This is a genomic window from Enterobacter sp. UPMP701, from assembly GCF_053709515.1.
Map to the genome: position 1 here is coordinate 59,270 of NZ_JBSKJN010000010.1, position 16,530 is coordinate 75,799.

At 56.4% G+C, this 16,530-nt stretch carries 15 protein-coding genes; 6 read left to right on the forward strand and 9 right to left on the reverse strand.

The window, feature by feature from the left end; translation table 11 throughout:
* Nucleotides 1-37 precede the first annotated feature (37 nt).
* The 8 genes from damX to ACWKXT_RS18880 form a co-directional block, all read right to left on the reverse strand.
* Nucleotides 38-1,333 (reverse strand): cell division protein DamX, encoded by a 1,296-nt coding sequence (gene damX / locus ACWKXT_RS18845; protein ID WP_454533105.1) that lies wholly within the window; start codon nucleotides 1,331-1,333, stop codon nucleotides 38-40.
* A 92-nt stretch (nucleotides 1,334-1,425) separates the two neighbouring features.
* Entirely contained in the window at nucleotides 1,426-2,514 is a 1,089-nt protein-coding gene (gene aroB / locus ACWKXT_RS18850; protein ID WP_454533106.1) for a 3-dehydroquinate synthase, read from the reverse strand.
* A 56-nt stretch (nucleotides 2,515-2,570) separates the two neighbouring features.
* Nucleotides 2,571-3,092, reverse strand: a complete 522-nt coding sequence (gene aroK / locus ACWKXT_RS18855) for a shikimate kinase AroK (protein WP_003861630.1) — start codon at nucleotides 3,090-3,092, stop codon at nucleotides 2,571-2,573.
* 286 nt (nucleotides 3,093-3,378) lie between these two features.
* Entirely contained in the window at nucleotides 3,379-4,617 is a 1,239-nt protein-coding gene (gene hofQ / locus ACWKXT_RS18860; protein ID WP_454533107.1) for a DNA uptake porin HofQ, read from the reverse strand.
* A complete protein-coding gene (locus ACWKXT_RS18865) occupies nucleotides 4,529-4,933 on the reverse strand; it encodes a HofP DNA utilization family protein (RefSeq protein ID WP_454533108.1) in 405 nt (134 codons plus the stop codon). The genes hofQ and ACWKXT_RS18865 overlap by 89 nt, the downstream gene beginning before the upstream one ends.
* On the reverse strand, nucleotides 4,923-5,384 hold the full coding sequence (locus tag ACWKXT_RS18870) for a HofO family protein (RefSeq protein WP_454533109.1): 462 nt from the start codon (nucleotides 5,382-5,384) through the stop codon (nucleotides 4,923-4,925). Before ACWKXT_RS18870 ends, ACWKXT_RS18865 begins: the two co-directional genes overlap by 11 nt.
* A 3-nt stretch (nucleotides 5,385-5,387) precedes the next feature.
* Nucleotides 5,388-5,882, reverse strand: a complete 495-nt coding sequence (locus ACWKXT_RS18875; protein WP_454529463.1) for a PilN domain-containing protein — start codon at nucleotides 5,880-5,882, stop codon at nucleotides 5,388-5,390.
* Nucleotides 5,879-6,655: a DNA utilization protein HofM gene (locus tag ACWKXT_RS18880; RefSeq protein ID WP_454533110.1), complete on the reverse strand. Its 777-nt coding sequence runs from the start codon at nucleotides 6,653-6,655 to the stop codon at nucleotides 5,879-5,881. Before ACWKXT_RS18880 ends, ACWKXT_RS18875 begins: the two co-directional genes overlap by 4 nt.
* A 120-nt stretch (nucleotides 6,656-6,775) precedes the next feature.
* Here ACWKXT_RS18880 and mrcA point away from each other — a divergent pair, with 120 nt between their 5' ends.
* The gene (gene mrcA / locus ACWKXT_RS18885; RefSeq protein WP_454529461.1) at nucleotides 6,776-9,328 is read left to right on the forward strand and encodes a peptidoglycan glycosyltransferase/peptidoglycan DD-transpeptidase MrcA; all 2,553 of its coding nucleotides are present in this window, start codon (nucleotides 6,776-6,778) and stop codon (nucleotides 9,326-9,328) included.
* 79 nt (nucleotides 9,329-9,407) lie between these two features.
* Here mrcA and nudE read toward each other — a convergent pair whose 3' ends face one another.
* Nucleotides 9,408-9,968 carry an ADP compounds hydrolase NudE gene (nudE, locus tag ACWKXT_RS18890; RefSeq protein WP_008503041.1) on the reverse strand — a complete coding sequence of 187 codons (561 nt, stop codon included), beginning with the start codon at nucleotides 9,966-9,968 and terminating at the stop codon, nucleotides 9,408-9,410.
* Between the two features lie 325 nt (nucleotides 9,969-10,293).
* Here nudE and ACWKXT_RS18895 point away from each other — a divergent pair, with 325 nt between their 5' ends.
* The 5 genes from ACWKXT_RS18895 (at nucleotide 10,294) to pckA (ending at nucleotide 16,454) form a co-directional block, all read left to right on the forward strand.
* Nucleotides 10,294-12,429 carry an intracellular growth attenuator family protein gene (locus ACWKXT_RS18895; RefSeq protein ID WP_454529460.1) on the forward strand — a complete coding sequence of 712 codons (2,136 nt, stop codon included), beginning with the start codon at nucleotides 10,294-10,296 and terminating at the stop codon, nucleotides 12,427-12,429.
* 66 nt (nucleotides 12,430-12,495) lie between these two features.
* Complete coding sequence (gene yrfG / locus ACWKXT_RS18900) at nucleotides 12,496-13,179, forward strand: GMP/IMP nucleotidase (protein WP_080329043.1); 684 nt, start codon at nucleotides 12,496-12,498, stop codon at nucleotides 13,177-13,179.
* The gene (gene hslR, locus ACWKXT_RS18905; protein ID WP_454529459.1) at nucleotides 13,176-13,577 is read left to right on the forward strand and encodes a ribosome-associated heat shock protein Hsp15; all 402 of its coding nucleotides are present in this window, start codon (nucleotides 13,176-13,178) and stop codon (nucleotides 13,575-13,577) included. The genes yrfG and hslR overlap by 4 nt, the downstream gene beginning before the upstream one ends.
* A gap of 18 nt (nucleotides 13,578-13,595) precedes the next feature.
* Nucleotides 13,596-14,480, forward strand: a complete 885-nt coding sequence (gene hslO, locus ACWKXT_RS18910) for an Hsp33 family molecular chaperone HslO (protein ID WP_161495995.1) — start codon at nucleotides 13,596-13,598, stop codon at nucleotides 14,478-14,480.
* A 354-nt stretch (nucleotides 14,481-14,834) separates the two neighbouring features.
* On the forward strand, nucleotides 14,835-16,454 hold the full coding sequence (pckA, locus tag ACWKXT_RS18915; RefSeq protein ID WP_454529458.1) for a phosphoenolpyruvate carboxykinase (ATP): 1,620 nt from the start codon (nucleotides 14,835-14,837) through the stop codon (nucleotides 16,452-16,454).
* The last annotated feature ends 76 nt before the right edge of the window (nucleotides 16,455-16,530 follow it).

Sequence of the window (16,530 nt, forward strand, 5' to 3'; positions counted from 1 at the left end):
GTGGAGAAAGCTCCGACAGCATCCTGCGCTTTAAACATTACTTCAGATCGGCCTGCACCTGATGAATCGGCTTCGCCCACGGGTTTTTCGCCTGAACGTCTGCTGGCAGTGTCGCCACGGCGCGTTTCGCTTCATCTTTGGAAGCATACACACCGCTCACCAGCACGTACCACGGCTGACCGTTACGGGTCGTCTGATAAACAACGTAGTTTTTCAGATTCGATTTCTTCGCCCAACCGTTGAGGTTGTCATAGTTAGACGAACTGCTCAACTGCAGCGTGTAATTGCTGGATGGCGCAGATTTCAGCGAACCTACGTTGCCTGCTGTTTTACCTGCTGCAGTGCTGGATGCAGTTGCGGCAGGAGCAGTGGTGGCAGCAGGTGCCGTTGTGGTCGCGGTTGCTTTCGGCGCGGTCTGAGTGACTGGCGCTTTAGCCGGCTCGCTTACCGCAGCCGTTTCTGTGCGTTTCGGCTGTGCCGGTGCGGCCTTCACTTCAGGCGCTTTCACCACGGCCTGAGGTTTGGTTTCACGCTTAGGCTCAATCACCGCCTGCTTACGTTCAGGACGCGTCGCAGTTTGCGTCTGGTGCGGTTTGGTTTCCGTGGCCGCCGTTTGTGGCTGAGCGTTACCACCGCGAATCGGCGCGACGGTTGCAGGTTCCGTTGGCAGCGTAGAGTTCACCACGACGTTATCAACCTGCTGCTGGTTTTGCGGCTGCGTCAGCGCATTGTTCAGGTCACCCTGTACTTCTACACGCTGCTGGCCTTCAGGCGTGGCAGGTGCCTGGCCCTGAGCAGGCGTTGACGAAACGGGCGGCAGAGAAACATCCTGCGGCGTCGTTGTATTGCTCGCAGTCTGCTCAGCAGAAGTGGTGCCCGGCGCAGGCTGTGTACCATTCGCCTGATCCGTCGCATCATTGCCAGAAAGGTTGATGCTCTTCTCTGCGGAGGCGGTTTGTTCGGTTGAGTTCGTAGACGGTGCTTTCAGCGCGGAGCCAATGCCAACAATCAGCAGCACAAGCACCAGAACGCCAAGGCCCATCATGATGTACTGACGGGAGGCCGGTTTCTGCGCAGCCACTTTTTTACGTTTACGCGGGCGACGCTCTACAGGCTGTTCGTCCATTGAATCTTCTTCGGACTCATAATCCTCTTCTTCTCGCTCATCACGCGCGTTGCGGCTGCGCGAAGGGCGACGATCGTCTGCATCCAGATCAACATCGTCAAAGTTGATCTGCGGCTCGTTATCACGTTCTGAAGATTGACGAGAACGACCAGTACGACGATCGCTGGGATCGGGTTTCAGCTCGTCTTCTGGTTTGAATTCATCCATTTAACACCCCACTCAAAGGCTTATGCCTACGTCTTTGCATTTCGCCTGAAGCTAAACGACCACCGGTAACAGTGGCCTGACCTTTCTAGTTGTTACGCCTGCTGACAATCAGCGATAGCGCCAAGAACGACATCGTGCGACACTCCGCCGCGCACTTCACTCTTCCCTATTGCAAGCGGGAGTACAAGACGCATCTCACCTGCCAATACTTTTTTATCGCGCATCATGTGGGGTAAATACGCTTGCGCCGACATCTCCTGCGGCCCGGTTACCGGCAAACCTGCACGTTCCAGCAGCGCGATGATACGTGCCGTCTCTTCAGGTTTAAACTGACCCAGACGTTCAGAGGTGCGGGCTGCCATGACCATGCCAGCCGCGACGGCTTCACCGTGCAGCCAGTTGCCGTAACCCATCTCGGCTTCAATGGCATGACCAAACGTATGCCCAAGATTCAGTAAAGCACGTAAGCCGGTTTCACGCTCGTCTGCCGCGACAACTTCTGCTTTCAGCTCACAACAACGACGAATGCAGTATGCCAGTTTCGCCTCATCCAGGCGCAGCAGCGCATCCATATTCTCTTCAAGCCAGTTAAAGAACTCGCCATCCAGAATAATGCCGTATTTGATCACTTCAGCCAGACCCGAAGCCAGCTCGCGCTTCGGCAGGGTTTTCAGACAGTCGAGATCCACCACCACCGATGCGGGCTGGTAGAACGCGCCAATCATGTTTTTGCCGAGCGGATGGTTGACTGCCGTTTTGCCACCGACAGAGGAGTCAACCTGAGACAGCAACGTGGTTGGAATTTGAATAAAACGGACGCCACGTTGGTAGCTTGCGGCCGCAAAGCCGGTCAGATCGCCCACAACACCACCGCCCAGGGCAAGCAGTGTTGTATCGCGACCGTGCGGTTTTTGCAGCAATCCGGTAAAGACGGTATCCAGTACCGTCAGGCTTTTATACTGCTCGCCATCGGGCAGAATCACACTGTCGACTTTTACGCCTGCCTGCTCAAGCAGGTGGCGTACACGGTCGAGATAAAGCGGAGCCAGCGTCTCATTGGTGACCAGCATCGCCTGATCACCCGCTTTAAGTGGTAAAAAGGAAGCTGGGTCGTTAAACAAACCAGCCGCGATGGTGATAGGGTAACTACGTTCCCCGAGAGTAACTGTAATCCTCTCCATGACGCGACATCCACCTTTAATGCTTTACCCGCAGGCGAGTGTATATAAAGCCAGAATCAGTTGCTTTCCAGCATATGAATAATCTGGTTTGCAACCACTTTAGCGCTCTGATCGTCAGTACGAATGGTCACATCGGCAATCTCTTCATACAGCGGATTGCGTTCATCGGCCAACGCTTCCAGCACTTCGCGTGGTGGCGTTTCAACCTGCAGCAGCGGGCGCTTTTTATCGCGCTGCGTGCGTGCCAGCTGTTTCTCAATGGTCGTCTCAAGATAGACCACTACGCCACGGGCGGAGAGACGGTTGCGGGTTTCGCGAGATTTCACAGAGCCGCCGCCTGTTGCCAGAACGATGCCCTGTTTTTCCGTGAGTTCGTTGATCACTTTTTCTTCTCGGTCACGGAAACCTTCTTCGCCTTCTACGTCGAAAACCCAGCCCACATCAGCTCCGGTTCGTTTCTCAATCTCTTGATCAGAATCGTAAAATTCCATATTGAGTTGTTGAGCTAACTGACGCCCAATAGTGCTTTTGCCGGCACCCATAGGCCCAACCAGAAAGATATTGCGTTTCTCTGCCATTTTATCGGTACTACTAAGACTATTCGTTAATGGTAATCCCCGCTTCGCAGACACCCAGCGTAGCAGGACATGAACTGAAACCTCATATGCAATAGAGCGAGAGTCAGACTAAAAATTATCTCAATACTCCGGCTTGTTTGGCAACTGATTAAATCACCGCGTCGGGCGCATAAGGTAATAAGACGTAAGTCCAACTCAAATCGGTACTCCTTGTATGCTAATTCATGCCCCACGTCAAACATCTGCAACAAACTGAATGCAAAATCATTGCGGGGATCGTCGCCCGTCAGTGAATACCGACCAGACGTGGCGTAATAAACACCACTAACTCACGCCGTTCGTTATCCTTACCATCGTGGCGAAAAAGCTGACCAAGCCAGGGGATTTTCCCCAGCCCCGGCACGCTGTCACTGCCGGTTTTATTTTTTTGTGAAAAAATTCCCCCCAGCGCCAGCGTTTCTCCGCTTTTTACCTCTACCTGAGTTTCTATCTCCTGCTTGTCGATCGCCAGCGTTTCGCCATCGGCCTGCTGCAGAACCTGCCCCGGCATGTTTTCACTGATGTGTAGCTTCAGACGCACGCGTCCACCGGGCAAGACCACGGGGGTGACCTCCATCCCGAGGACCGCCTCTTTAAACTCCACCGAGGTCGCTCCGCTTTCACCGCTTGAAACCTGATATGGAATCTCGCTTCCCTGCTTGATGCTGGCCGGTTGCATATGCGAGGCCAGCAGACGCGGGCTGGCGATGATATCGACCTGCTGTTTTTGTTCCAGCGCCGACAGCTCCAGATCCAACAGTCTGCCGTTAATCCGCCCGATGTTAAACCCCACATGAGTGGTAGCACTGGCCACAGAAAGATCGCTGCCAAGCGTCGTAATCTGTCCAACCTTGCCCGCTTCGGTGGCCTCGGCAAGATTCCACTTCACCCCCAGCTCTCGCAGGCTTTTTTCATTAATGGTGACAATGTGCGCCGCCAGTTCGACCTGCTCGACGGGTATATCCATCTGAGCCGCCCAGTGCTGCAGCGTCTCCAGTACCGCCTGGTTATCCCTGATGAGCAGACGGTTGGTACGTTTGTCGACAGACAAACTCCCCTTTGGACTCAGGAGCTTTTCAGCCGCTTTTTGAAGCTCCCCGGCATCAGCATAAGAAAAAGGGATGCTGTGTGAAACCAGCGGCGCATCGAGCAGCCGACGCGTCTTCTCCTGTTCCGAACGCTCCCGCTGTTCACGCTGCCATGCCGCGGTATGAACATAAAAAATGCCGCTCTCCTCACGCAAAACGAGCCCGGCGCTGGTGACAACCGTCTGTAGCGCCTGCCGCCAGGGAACGCGGGTCAGGTTGAGTGAAAGCGTGCCGCTGACATCAGGCGATACCACCAGATTGCGGTTCTCCTGTGCAACCAGCGCCTGCAGCACCTGGACCACAGGAACGTCATCCACCATCAGCGTGACCGGCTTTGGCGCGGCGGCCCACAGCGGGTGGCTGAACGCCAGCAGCAACAGCACTATCCTTAACTTCATTTTTATTCTTTCCTTCTCGTTGCCACGTCCATTGTTCGGGCTCACATGTTTCGCCCACAACAATGGACAGTTCCGTTTCATTCATGTCCGTTATCCGCCAGCCCGCCGGGAAACGTTCCTGCGCTTTCAGGCGATACCAGCGCTGTTGCCCATCCTGCAAAATGGCGATGGCCTGCTGCCCCTCCACCATTCCACGGTAGTGCCATCGCGCCAGCTCACTGGTGGCGCAAGGATCGTCTGGTGGGCGAAACGGATCGCGCATGCCGGCCAATAACAGCGCGGAGCAAACCAGCAGATATTTCGCGCTATTTCGCATTATCTGGCTCCAGCGTCAGCTGCAGGCGTAACGCCGCGCCCTGAGGCGAAACAGTGAACGCAGCGACCTTCACATCCCGCTGTGCCAGCCGGGAAAAAACACGCGTGATCGTCTGCCATTCCGCGTCCAGCGCCAGTTCACCTCCATTCTGCAATGGTTTCCAGTGAACCAGCGCCGTGCCCTCGCCCTGAAAGTCGAGCGGTGAAAAGGGCTGCATCTCCACTGCCGCCAGGGTTTCCGGGCGAAACGGCACCTGGCTGGCGGTAGGCCAGAGCGACGCGTTAGTCCGCGCGTCCTGTATCAGCTGGCGCTGCCGCTCCGCGCACTGCCGCTCTACTGGCCGGAGCAAGATGCTCCACGCTGCCAGTCCCACAAGAAGAATACCCAGCCCTCCGCAGGCCAGACGGCACCAGGGACGGCTTGCACACCAGCGTTCTGACAAGGTGTTCACGCGTTACCCCTCACTTATCAGGTGCAGTGTGAACATCCAGCGCCCCTGGCTATCCTGCCGCAGTTCCCCCTCCGGGCCAGGCATAAAGCCAGCGATTTGTCTCAGCCCATCGCGCAGGGCAGAGAGGGCTGGCAAGGTAGCGGCATACCCGATCAACATCAGCGCTGGAGGCTGATAACGCAGTTCTGTCAGCCAGACCTGCGTCGGAATGGTGCCGGAAAGGGATTCCAGTACCGGTTGCCATGCGCGGCGTTGCAGCGTGAGCGCAGGTTTCTGTGCCTCTGCGGTGAGCCTCTGACGAGAGACAAGCCCCCGCTGCACGGACTGCATTCCCGCCAGTTGCGTTTGCAGCGCGCGCAGCGTCACGAGATGGTTCATTCGCAGAGTGAAAACGGCTATGAGCATCATCAGCGATGCGCCGAAAAACACGGCTCCCCAGAAACGCAGGCATCGCGTGCGTCGCTGCTGACGCCAGGGAAGGAGATTGGTCACGTTCATTCAGGCACCTCGCCCATGGCCAGCGCCAGCGCGACGGTATAGTCAGCCCCGCACTCGGGGAGAGGCGCATGGCAGCGCTGCAGGGTTTCCCATGGGTTCCGTTGGGTATCAAACAGCGCAATGTCGTTCTGGTGGAGGGCCAGCAGCGCCGCCAGTTCAGCGACGTTTTCAGCTTCAGTGGTATAACGACGTCCCCACTGATGGCGCATGGCCCACAGCCATTGATGCGCATCCCGCCAGGCGACGCACTGCGTCGGCGCCACCGCAGGCAGCAGGTTCGCCAGCGCGCTGGCGTCCGGGGTGATAGCCGCCAGCCGCAAACGTAGCGTTTTCGCCAGCGCCAGAAGCGTTTCAACCTCTTTGTTTTGTGCGGCAGTCACGTGAAACGTATTGCTGAACGTATCCTGGGTGTAATCAAAGCAGAGGGTATCTGCAGACATTTCCAGTTCGCGCGAGAGCGCCGCCCCCAGCCACGTGAGTTGCTCACTGTCGCGCAGGGCAACGGATGGTCTGGGAAGCGCTTTTTGCAGAGTGCGTGCAGCTGGAAAAGAGAGAAACACCCGGTGATAGTGCGGCAACGTTTTCCGCCAGTCGCGCAACGCGTCAACCATCTGTTCTGGCTGACTTATTTTGCCGTCGCGGATGATGCCTTCGGCCAGAGGGATGGCCCACCAACGACGTAAGCACCAGCCGGATCGCTCCTTGACCAGCGCAACAATCAGCACCCTATCCTGTTGAATATGAACGCCCGTTTGCCATGTTTTTAAAGCCATGCTTCACGATCTCCTTATCGCCCGTCACCTTGACGGCTATATCAATGAATCAGGCTTGCCTTTATACTACCGCGCGATTGTTTAGAAACTGCCCAAGTGAAACCAAATGGGAAATCTCCGGTGAAGTTCGTAAAGTATTTATTCATCCTTGCAGTCTGTTGCATTCTGCTGGGAGCAGGCTCGATTTATGGTTTGTACAAATATATTGAGCCACAGCTACCTGATGTCGCCACGCTTCGCGATGTGCGACTCCAGATCCCGATGCAGGTCTATAGCGCCGATGGCGAGCTGATGGCGCAGTATGGCGAAAAGCGTCGTATCCCGCTGACCTTAAACCAAATCCCCCCCGTCATGGTGAAAGCCTTTATCGCCACAGAGGACAGCCGTTTCTACGAGCACCACGGTGTCGATCCGGTGGGGATTTTCCGCGCCGCGAGCATTGCGCTGTTCTCTGGTCACGCCTCCCAGGGGGCGAGTACCATTACGCAACAGCTGGCGCGTAACTTCTTCCTTAGCCCTGAAAAGACGCTGACACGTAAGATCAAAGAGGTGTTCCTGGCGATCCGTATTGAGCAGTTGCTGAGCAAGGACGAGATCCTTGAGCTGTACCTCAATAAAATCTACCTGGGCTACCGCGCCTATGGCGTGGGGGCTGCCGCACAGGTCTACTTCGGTAAGCCTGTTGAGCAGCTCACCTTAAGCGAAATGGCAACCATCGCCGGTCTGCCTAAAGCGCCTTCCACGTTCAACCCGCTCTACTCGCTCGATCGCGCCACCTCACGTCGTAACGTCGTTCTGTCACGTATGCTGAGCGAAGGCTATATCAGCCAGAGCGAGTACGACCAGGCGCGTAACGACGTCATTGACGCCAATTACCATGCCCCTGAGATCGCCTTCTCTGCCCCATATCTGACCGAAATGGTGCGCCAGGAGATGGTGAATCGTTATGGTGATAAGGCCTATGAAGATGGCTATCGCGTTTACACTACCGTCACCCGCAAAGTACAGCAGGCGGCCCAGGACGCGGTGCGCAATAACGTGATGGACTACGATATGCGCCACGGCTATCGCGGCCCGTCGAACGTGCTCTGGAAAGTGGGTGAGAGTGCCTGGGACAGCAAAAAGATCACCAGTACGCTGAAAGCGCTGCCAACTTATGGTCCGCTCCTTCCAGCCGTGGTAACTCAGGCCGATCCTCAGGAAGCCGTTGCGACGCTGGCGGACGGCACGTCCGTCTCCCTGCGTATGGACGGTATTCGCTGGGCGCGTCCATACCGTTCAGACACCCTGCAAGGGCCAACGCCGCGCAAAGTGACCGACGTGGTACAGACCGGGCAGCAAATCTGGGTGCGCAAGGTGGGCGATGCCTGGTGGCTGGCGCAGGTGCCGGATGTGAACTCGGCTCTGGTCTCTATCAATCCACAGAACGGGGCGGTAATGGCGCTGGTTGGCGGGTTCGATTTCAACCAGAGCAAATTTAACCGCGCCACGCAGGCGCTGCGTCAGGTGGGTTCCAACATCAAGCCGTTCCTTTACACGGCTGCGATGGATAAAGGACTGACCCTTGCCAGCATCCTTAACGACGTACCGATCTCCCGCTGGGATGCCGGTGCCGGTTCCGACTGGCAGCCGAAGAACTCCCCTGCGCAGTATGCCGGCCCTATTCGTCTCCGCCAGGGTCTGGGGCAGTCGAAAAACGTGGTGATGGTACGCGCCATGCGCGCAATGGGCGTCGACTATGCAGCAGAGTATCTGCAACGCTTCGGTTTCCCGGCGCAGAATATCGTTCGTACCGAATCGCTGGCGTTAGGTTCAGCCTCCTTTACGCCGCTTCAGGTCGCGCGCGGATACTCGGTGATGGCCAACGGCGGCTTCCTGGTTGATCCGTACTTCATCAGTAAAATCGAGAATGATCAGGGCGGCGTGCTGTTTGAAGCAAGGCCGAAAATTGCCTGCCCTGAGTGCGATATTCCGGTCATTTACGGCAATACGCCGAAATCCGAGGTGCTTGAAAACAAGGACATGGAAGACCCTGCTGTTTCTCAGGAGCAGCCAAATATCGTCGTGCCGCAGCCGCAGCTGGAGCAGGCTAACCAGTCGCTGGTCGCCCAGACCGGTGCGCAGGAATACGCCCCGCACGTGATCAACACGCCGCTGTCATTCCTGATCAAGAGCGCGCTGAACACCAACATCTTCGGTGAACCGGGCTGGCAGGGTACCGGCTGGCGAGCAGGACGCGATCTGCAGCGTCACGATATCGGCGGTAAAACCGGGACGACCAACAGCTCGAAAGATGCGTGGTTCTCCGGCTACGGTCCGGGCGTGGTGACGTCAGTCTGGATCGGTTTCGACGACCACCGCCGTGATTTAGGTCGTACAACCGCATCCGGCGCGATTAAAGATCAGATTTCCGGCTACGAAGGTGGCGCCAAAAGTGCGCAACCCGCCTGGGATGCGTACATGAAATCCGTTCTTGAAGGCGTGCCAGAGCAGCCGCTGACGCCGCCTCCGGGCGTGGTGACGGTCAATATCGACCGCAGCACTGGCCAGCTCGCTAACGGCGGCAATAGCCGTGCCGAGTATTTCATCGAAGGTACGCAGCCAACCACACAGGCGGTGCACGAGGTGGGAACAGAGATTATTGATAACGGCGAGACGCACGAGCTGTTTTAAGCATAAAAATGCCCGGTAAAAACCGGGCAAAGAAATCCAGGCCGGGTAAGGCGAAGCCGCCACCCGGCTTTTTTATGCCCTACAGCCGCCCCTGCCCCTTCAACCACTCGCGAACCAGGAACAGCGCACTCACGTTGCGAGCTTCGTTAAAGTCAGGGTCTTCAAGCAGATCCATCAGATGCGCCAGCGGCCAGCGAACCTGCGGCAGCGGCTCTGGTTCATCTCCCTCCAGTGATTCAGGATAGAGATCCTCAGCCACCACGATATTCATTTTGCTGGAAAAATAGGACGGCGCCATGCTCAGCTTTTTCAGGAACGACAGCTCGTTCGCGCCAAACCCCACCTCTTCTTTCAGCTCGCGGTTTGCTGCTTCAAAAACCGTTTCACCCGGGTCGATGAGCCCTTTCGAGAACCCAAGCTCGTAAGATTCCGTCCCCACGGCGTATTCGCGGATCAAAATCAGATGATCGTCGACAATAGGGACTATCATCACCGCTTCGCGCGAAGAGGGGCGCATACGTTCATAAACGCGACGCACACCGTTGCTGAACTCCAGATCCACACTCTCGACATTAAACAGCCGCGATTTGGCGACAGTTTCAACATTCAGAATGGTGGGTTTTTGTAGTGGTTTGCTCATCTTGATGGGGTCTTAGCAGTGTGAACTGGCTTTATTGTGCGATATGCCGCACGGTTTCGGCAATGTCAATTGTTCTTTATTTACATTTATGCAACGTATTCGGGATCAATCCTCAATTCAAAACAAATGTCAAGAGGTTGAAATGTTTCCAGGAATTTGCTGATATCGCGCCATGACAGGCTTTGCTATCATCACCGGTCACTGGGATGCGCTTCAGAATGCTCAAGTTCGACTCCATACTTGCCGATAGCCAGCCACAGACTCTCATTCAATGTAAAGGTGCTACTGACTACACCTGTAAGAAGATAAGTAAGATGGGGAAAGCATGAGCACCATTTTGATTGTTCTCGCTGCTATGCTGGCCAGCGCATTGATTGCAGGATGGCTGTACAGGAGACGCGCGCAGCGCCGTTACCGGCTGCCTTTTTTAAATGCTTTCGCGGGGGCGACAACCCGTAAACTCACGCAAGACGAACGTGATGCGGTTGAAAACTATCTCGAAACGCTGAACCGTTCTCAGTTAACGCCCGGGCCGACGGGAGCTACCGCTGCGCCTGTCGCACTGAAGCTTAACGCGCAGAGTGATACCGTACTCTGCGTGACGCGCTCCATCACGCGCTATGGCATCACCACCGACGACCCTAATAAGTGGCGCTACTATCTCGATTCCGTCGAAGTGCACCTGCCTCCGTCCTGGGAGCAGTACATTAACGACGAAAACAGCGTTGAACTGATTCACACCGATTCGCTGCCGCTGGTTATTTCGCTCAACGGCCATACCCTGAACGACTATCTTCACGAAGCCCCGCGTTTTGCGCTGGAGCGCGCGAGCTCAACGCAGGCCTCCATTCGTGGTGAAGAGACCGAGCAGATCGAACTGCTGAACATTCGTCAGGAGACGCATGAAGAGTACGCCCTGAGCCGTCCTGATGGCATTCGTGAAGCCATCCTGATCGTTGCCGCTTTCCTGCTCTTTTTTGTCTGCCTGCTGACGCCGGACGTGTTTGTCCCATGGCTGGCGGGGGGCGCAGTGCTGCTACTTGCTGCCGGGATGTGGGGGATCTTTGCTCCGCCGGCAAAAACCTCGTTGCGGGAGATCCACTGCCTGCGCGGCACGCCAAAGCGCTGGGGCCTGTTCGGTGAAAACGATCAGGAGCATCTCAACAATATTTCGCTCGGTATCATCGACCTGATCTACCCGCGCCACTGGCAGCCGTGGATCGCGCAGGATTTAGGGCAGAAAACCGACATTGATATCTACCTTGACCGCCACGTTGTGCGTCAGGGGCGTTTTCTCTCTCTGCACGATGAAGTAAAAAATTTCCCGCTTCAGCACTGGCTGCGCAGCACGGTTATCGCCGCAGGCGCCGCGCTGGTATTTATCATGCTGCTGCTTTTCGTCCCGCTGGATATGCCCATCAAATTTACCCTGTCGTGGATCAAAGGGGCGCAGACCATCGAAGCGACCAGCGTCAACCAACTCGATGAAGCGGGTGTACGAGTAGGCGATACGCTGCGCCTGAAAGGCACCGGGATGTGTAACATCCACACTCCGGGGGCGTGGAACACGCGCCAGAACTCACCTTTCATGCCGTTCGACTGCTCGCAAATTATCTGGAACGACGCGCCGCCGCTGCCGCTGCCGGAATCTGAAGTGGTGAATAAAGCCACGGCGCTGACCCAGACGGTTAACCGCCAGCTGCACCCGAAACCGGATGATGATTCACGCGTCAGCCCCGCGCTGCGCTCGGCCATTCAGAAATCAGGCATGGTGCTGCTGGATGACTTTGGCGATATCGTCCTGAAAACTCAGGATTTATGCTCCTCGCAGGATGAGTGCGTACGCCTCAAAAACGCGCTGGTTAACCTCGGGAACAGTAAAGACTGGGACTCGCTGGTGAAACGCGCCGAAGCGGGACGACTGGATGGCGTTAACGTGCTGCTGCGCCCGGTCAGCGCGGAGTCGCTGGATAACCTGGTCGCCACGTCGACATCGCCGTTTATGATGCGCGAAACCACCCGTGCGGCTCAGGCGCTCAACAGCCCGGCGCCGGGCGGCTTTGTGATTGCCAGCGATGAAGGCAGCGACCTGGTCGATCAGCCTTACCCGCAGGTCGCGCTGTATGACTATCCGGCACAGGAACAGTGGGCCCAGTTCCAGCGTCTGGCACAGATGCTGATGCAAACCCCGTTCAGTGCCGAAGGGATTGTTACAAGCATCTACACCGACGCCAACGGCACCCGACATATCGGCCTGCACCGGATGCCGGACAGCGCAGGGCTGTGGCGTTACATTGGCACCTCTCTGCTGATGGCCGCGATGCTGATCGCCATTTTCTGGAACGGTTTTATGGCCCTGCGTCGTTACCAGCGCTCGCGCACGCGTCTGGCTGAGATCCAGCAATACTACGAAAACTGCCTTAATCCTAAGCTGATCCCCTCCTCTGAGAGCCTGATCTGATAACGTCGTTGCGCGGCAAGATGTGCTACCCTGTCGCGCACGTTTCTTCTGGCTGGAGTTCCCCTTATGCATCTTGATATCGCCTGGCAGGAGGTCGACACCGTTCTGCTGGATATGGACGGCACGCTGCTCGATCTCGCCTTTGATAACTATTTCTGGCAAAAGCTGGTGCCGGAAACCTATGGCGAACAGCAGGGGATCTCCCCGGCAGAAGCGCAGGCGTTCATTCGTTCGCAATATAGCGCGGTGCAACATACGCTAAACTGGTACTGTCTTGACTACTGGAGCGAGCGCCTCGGTTTGGATATTTGTGCCATGACCACCGCCCAGGGACCACGCGCCGTATTGCGCGAGGATACGGTTCCGTTCCTGGATGCGCTGAAAGCAAGCGGCAAGCGCCGTATTTTGCTGACCAACGCGCATCCGCATAACCTGGCCGTGAAGCTGGAGCATACGGGGCTGGCGTCGCACCTTGATTTATTACTTTCCACCCACACATTTGGTTATCCGAAAGAGGATCAGCGGTTGTGGCATGCGGTGAAGGAAGAGACCGGTTTGCAGCCGGAGCGCACGCTGTTCATTGACGACAGCGAGCCCATTCTGGATTCTGCGGCAGCGTTTGGCATTCGCTATTGTCTGGGCGTTACCAATCCTGACTCTGGCCTGGCTGAAAAAAGCTATCTGCGACATCCCGGACTGAACGACTACCGCCAGATGATCCCCTCACTCACCGTGAAGGAGACGCCATGAAAGAAAAACCCTCTGACGGGGTAAGACTGGATAAATGGCTGTGGGCCGCCCGTTTTTATAAAACGCGCGCCCTTGCCCGCGAGATGGTTGACGGCGGTAAAGTGCATTACAACGGCCAGCGCAGCAAGCCGAGCAAGCTGGTTGAGCTGAATGCCACCTTAACGCTGCGTCAGGGCAACGATGAACGTACGGTAGTGATTAAAGCCATTACCGAACAGCGACGGCCCGCATCGGAAGCCGTACTGCTTTATGAAGAGACGGCTGAAAGCATTGAAAAGCGCGAGAAGACCGCGCTGGCGCGCAAAATGAATGCGTTGACGATGCCTCACCCGGACCGGCGGCCGGATAAAAAAGAGCGCCGCGATCTGATGAAATTTAAACACGGTGAGACTGAGTAACCCTCACCCGCACGAGAGATGAAAATGGCCCAACACGACCAATTACACCGCTATCTGTTTGAACAATTCGCCGTGCGCGGCGAGCTGGTCACCGTATCCGAAACCTGGAAACAGATTCTGGAAAACCACAACTACCCGCTGCCGGTGAAGACCCTGTTGGGCGAACTGCTGGTTGCCACCAGCCTGCTGACCGCCACGCTGAAGTTTGCCGGTGATATCACCGTGCAGCTGCAGGGTGATGGCCCGATGACGCTGGCAGTGATCAACGGTAATAATCAGCAGCAGATGCGCGGCGTAGCGCGCGTTCAGGGCGATGTGCCTGAAAATGCAGACCTCAAAACGCTGGTAGGTAATGGCTACCTGGTGATCACCATCTCCCCGGAGGAAGGTGAGCGCTATCAGGGCGTCGTCGGTCTGGAAGGTGATACCCTGGCAGCCTGCCTGGAAGACTACTTCATGCGCTCCGAACAGCTGCCAACGCGTCTGTTCATCCGTACCGGTGAAGTGGACGGCCAGCCTGCTGCGGGCGGCATGCTGCTGCAGGTTCTGCCAGCGCAGGATGCGCAGACCAATGACTTTGAGCATCTGGCGACGCTGACCGAAACCATCAAAGCGGAAGAGCTGTTCAACTTATCGGCGACCGACGTGCTGTGGCGTCTGTACCACGAAGAAGAAGTAACCGTGTACGATCCGCAGTCTGTGGAGTTCAAGTGCACCTGCTCCCGCGAACGCTGCGCTGGCGCCCTGAAAACCCTGCCGGATGAAGAGATCGACAGCATCATGGCGGAAGACGGCGAAATTGATATGCACTGTGACTACTGCGGTACGCACTACGTGTTCAATTCAATGGATATCGCTGAGATCCGCAATAACGCCTCTCCGGCGGATCCGCAGGTTCATTAATACCCCTCCTCACCCTGCCCTCTCCCCAAAGGGGAGAGGGTTAGGGTGAGGGGCAAATATCCCGCTCAAGCTGAATCGTTTTCATAATGTAACCCTTACGTAATTTTCTTACATGTATGCGATTACATTCACATTCTTTCCGATAAAATCACCAGCCTTTAACCTTTTCGGAACATTTTCCCCAACCAAAAAGCGTTTCCTGCGATAATCCGCCTGCACTGTGACTGGAGTCGCAGCGTTTTCCGTTAGTAAGGGTTTTGTCCAGATGCATAAATCTATGAGCCCCGTCGCGGTTAACATCCCCAGAAAGACCCTACAATTTCAGGCAGTACATATTGGCTAAGGAGCAGTGATATGCGTGTTACTGGTTTAACCCCGCAAGATCTCAAGGCTTATGGTATTCACGACGTCCAGGAAGTCGTCTACAACCCCGACTACGATACGCTGTATCAGGAAGAGCTCAATCCAGCACTGGAAGGATACGAGCGAGGTGTGTTGACGAACCTTGGTGCTATCGCCGTCGATACCGGTATCTTTACCGGTCGTTCGCCGAAAGATAAGTATATCGTCCGAGACGAAACCACCCGCGATACGCTGTGGTGGGCTGACAAGGGCAAAGGGAAGAACGACAACAAACCGCTCTCCCCGGAAACCTGGCAGCATCTGAAAGGGCTCGTCACCCATCAACTTTCCGGCAAGCGTCTGTTCATCGTCGACGCTTTCTGCGGCGCTAACGCCGACACCCGCCTTTCCGTGCGTTTCATTACCGAAGTGGCCTGGCAGGCGCATTTCGTTAAGAATATGTTTATTCGTCCGACCGACGAAGAGCTGCAGGACTTCACGCCTGACTTCATCGTGATGAATGGTGCGAAATGCACCAACCCACAGTGGGAAGAGCAGGGTCTGAACTCCGAAAACTTCATTGCCTTCAACCTGACCGAGCGTATTCAGCTGATCGGCGGTACCTGGTACGGCGGCGAAATGAAGAAAGGGATGTTCTCGGTCATGAACTACCTGCTGCCGCTGCGCGGTATCGCCTCCATGCACTGCTCGGCGAACGTCGGCGAGAAAGGCGACGTGGCGGTGTTCTTCGGCCTGTCCGGCACCGGTAAAACCACCCTCTCCACCGATCCAAAACGCCGTCTGATTGGCGATGACGAGCACGGCTGGGACGATGACGGCGTGTTTAACTTCGAAGGCGGCTGCTACGCGAAAACCATTCGCCTGTCTGAAGAGGCCGAGCCGGATATCTTCCACGCGATCCGCCGCGACGCGCTGCTGGAAAACGTCACTGTACGTGCCGACGGCTCTATCGACTTTGACGACGCGTCGAAAACGGAAAACACCCGCGTTTCTTATCCGATCTACCACATCGATAACATCGTCAAGCCGGTGTCAAAAGCGGGCCATGCCACGAAGGTGATTTTCCTGACGGCAGATGCCTTCGGCGTGCTGCCTCCGGTTTCCCGCCTGACCGCCAGCCAGACGCAGTACCACTTCCTCTCGGGCTTTACCGCCAAGCTGGCGGGTACCGAGCGTGGCGTCACGGAGCCAACCCCGACTTTCTCCGCCTGCTTCGGCGCGGCATTCCTGTCGCTGCACCCGACGCAGTACGCGGAAGTGCTGGTGAAGCGCATGCAGGCCTCCGGCGCGCAGGCCTACCTGGTGAACACCGGCTGGAACGGCACCGGCAAGCGTATCTCTATTAAAGATACCCGCGCAATTATCGACGCCATTCTGGATGGTTCACTGGATAACGCCGAAACCTTCACCCTGCCGATGTTTGATCTGGCCATTCCGACGGAACTGCCGGGCGTGGATACGCGTATCCTTGACCCGCGCAACACCTACGGCTCGCCGGAGCAGTGGCGCGAGAAGGCGGAATCGCTGGCGAAGCTGTTTATCGAGAACTTCGAGAAGTATACCGATACCCCGGCGGGTGCTGCGCTGGTGAGTGCGGGACCGAAGCTGTAGGTAAAAGCAAAAAGGCAACGAAAGTTGCCTTTTTTAATGTTTTCTCCCTCTCCCTTTGGGAGAGGGCCGGGGTGAG

Excerpts from the sequence above, each read along its gene's own strand:
- damX (WP_454533105.1), bottom strand. The coding sequence starts at position 1,333 with ATGGATGAATTCAAACCAGAAGACGAGCTGAAACCCGATCCCAGCGAT.
- aroB (WP_454533106.1), bottom strand. The coding sequence starts at position 2,514 with ATGGAGAGGATTACAGTTACTCTCGGGGAACGTAGTTACCCTATCACC.
- aroK (WP_003861630.1), bottom strand. The coding sequence starts at position 3,092 with ATGGCAGAGAAACGCAATATCTTTCTGGTTGGGCCTATGGGTGCCGGC.
- hofQ (WP_454533107.1), bottom strand. The coding sequence starts at position 4,617 with ATGAAGTTAAGGATAGTGCTGTTGCTGCTGGCGTTCAGCCACCCGCTG.
- ACWKXT_RS18865 (WP_454533108.1), bottom strand. The coding sequence starts at position 4,933 with ATGCGAAATAGCGCGAAATATCTGCTGGTTTGCTCCGCGCTGTTATTG.
- ACWKXT_RS18875 (WP_454529463.1), bottom strand. The coding sequence starts at position 5,882 with ATGAACGTGACCAATCTCCTTCCCTGGCGTCAGCAGCGACGCACGCGA.
- ACWKXT_RS18880 (WP_454533110.1), bottom strand. The coding sequence starts at position 6,655 with ATGGCTTTAAAAACATGGCAAACGGGCGTTCATATTCAACAGGATAGG.
- nudE (WP_008503041.1), bottom strand. The coding sequence starts at position 9,968 with ATGAGCAAACCACTACAAAAACCCACCATTCTGAATGTTGAAACTGTC.
- ACWKXT_RS18895 (WP_454529460.1), top strand. The coding sequence starts at position 10,294 with ATGAGCACCATTTTGATTGTTCTCGCTGCTATGCTGGCCAGCGCATTG.
- yrfG (WP_080329043.1), top strand. The coding sequence starts at position 12,496 with ATGCATCTTGATATCGCCTGGCAGGAGGTCGACACCGTTCTGCTGGAT.
- hslR (WP_454529459.1), top strand. The coding sequence starts at position 13,176 with ATGAAAGAAAAACCCTCTGACGGGGTAAGACTGGATAAATGGCTGTGG.
- hslO (WP_161495995.1), top strand. The coding sequence starts at position 13,596 with ATGAAAATGGCCCAACACGACCAATTACACCGCTATCTGTTTGAACAA.
- pckA (WP_454529458.1), top strand. The coding sequence starts at position 14,835 with ATGCGTGTTACTGGTTTAACCCCGCAAGATCTCAAGGCTTATGGTATT.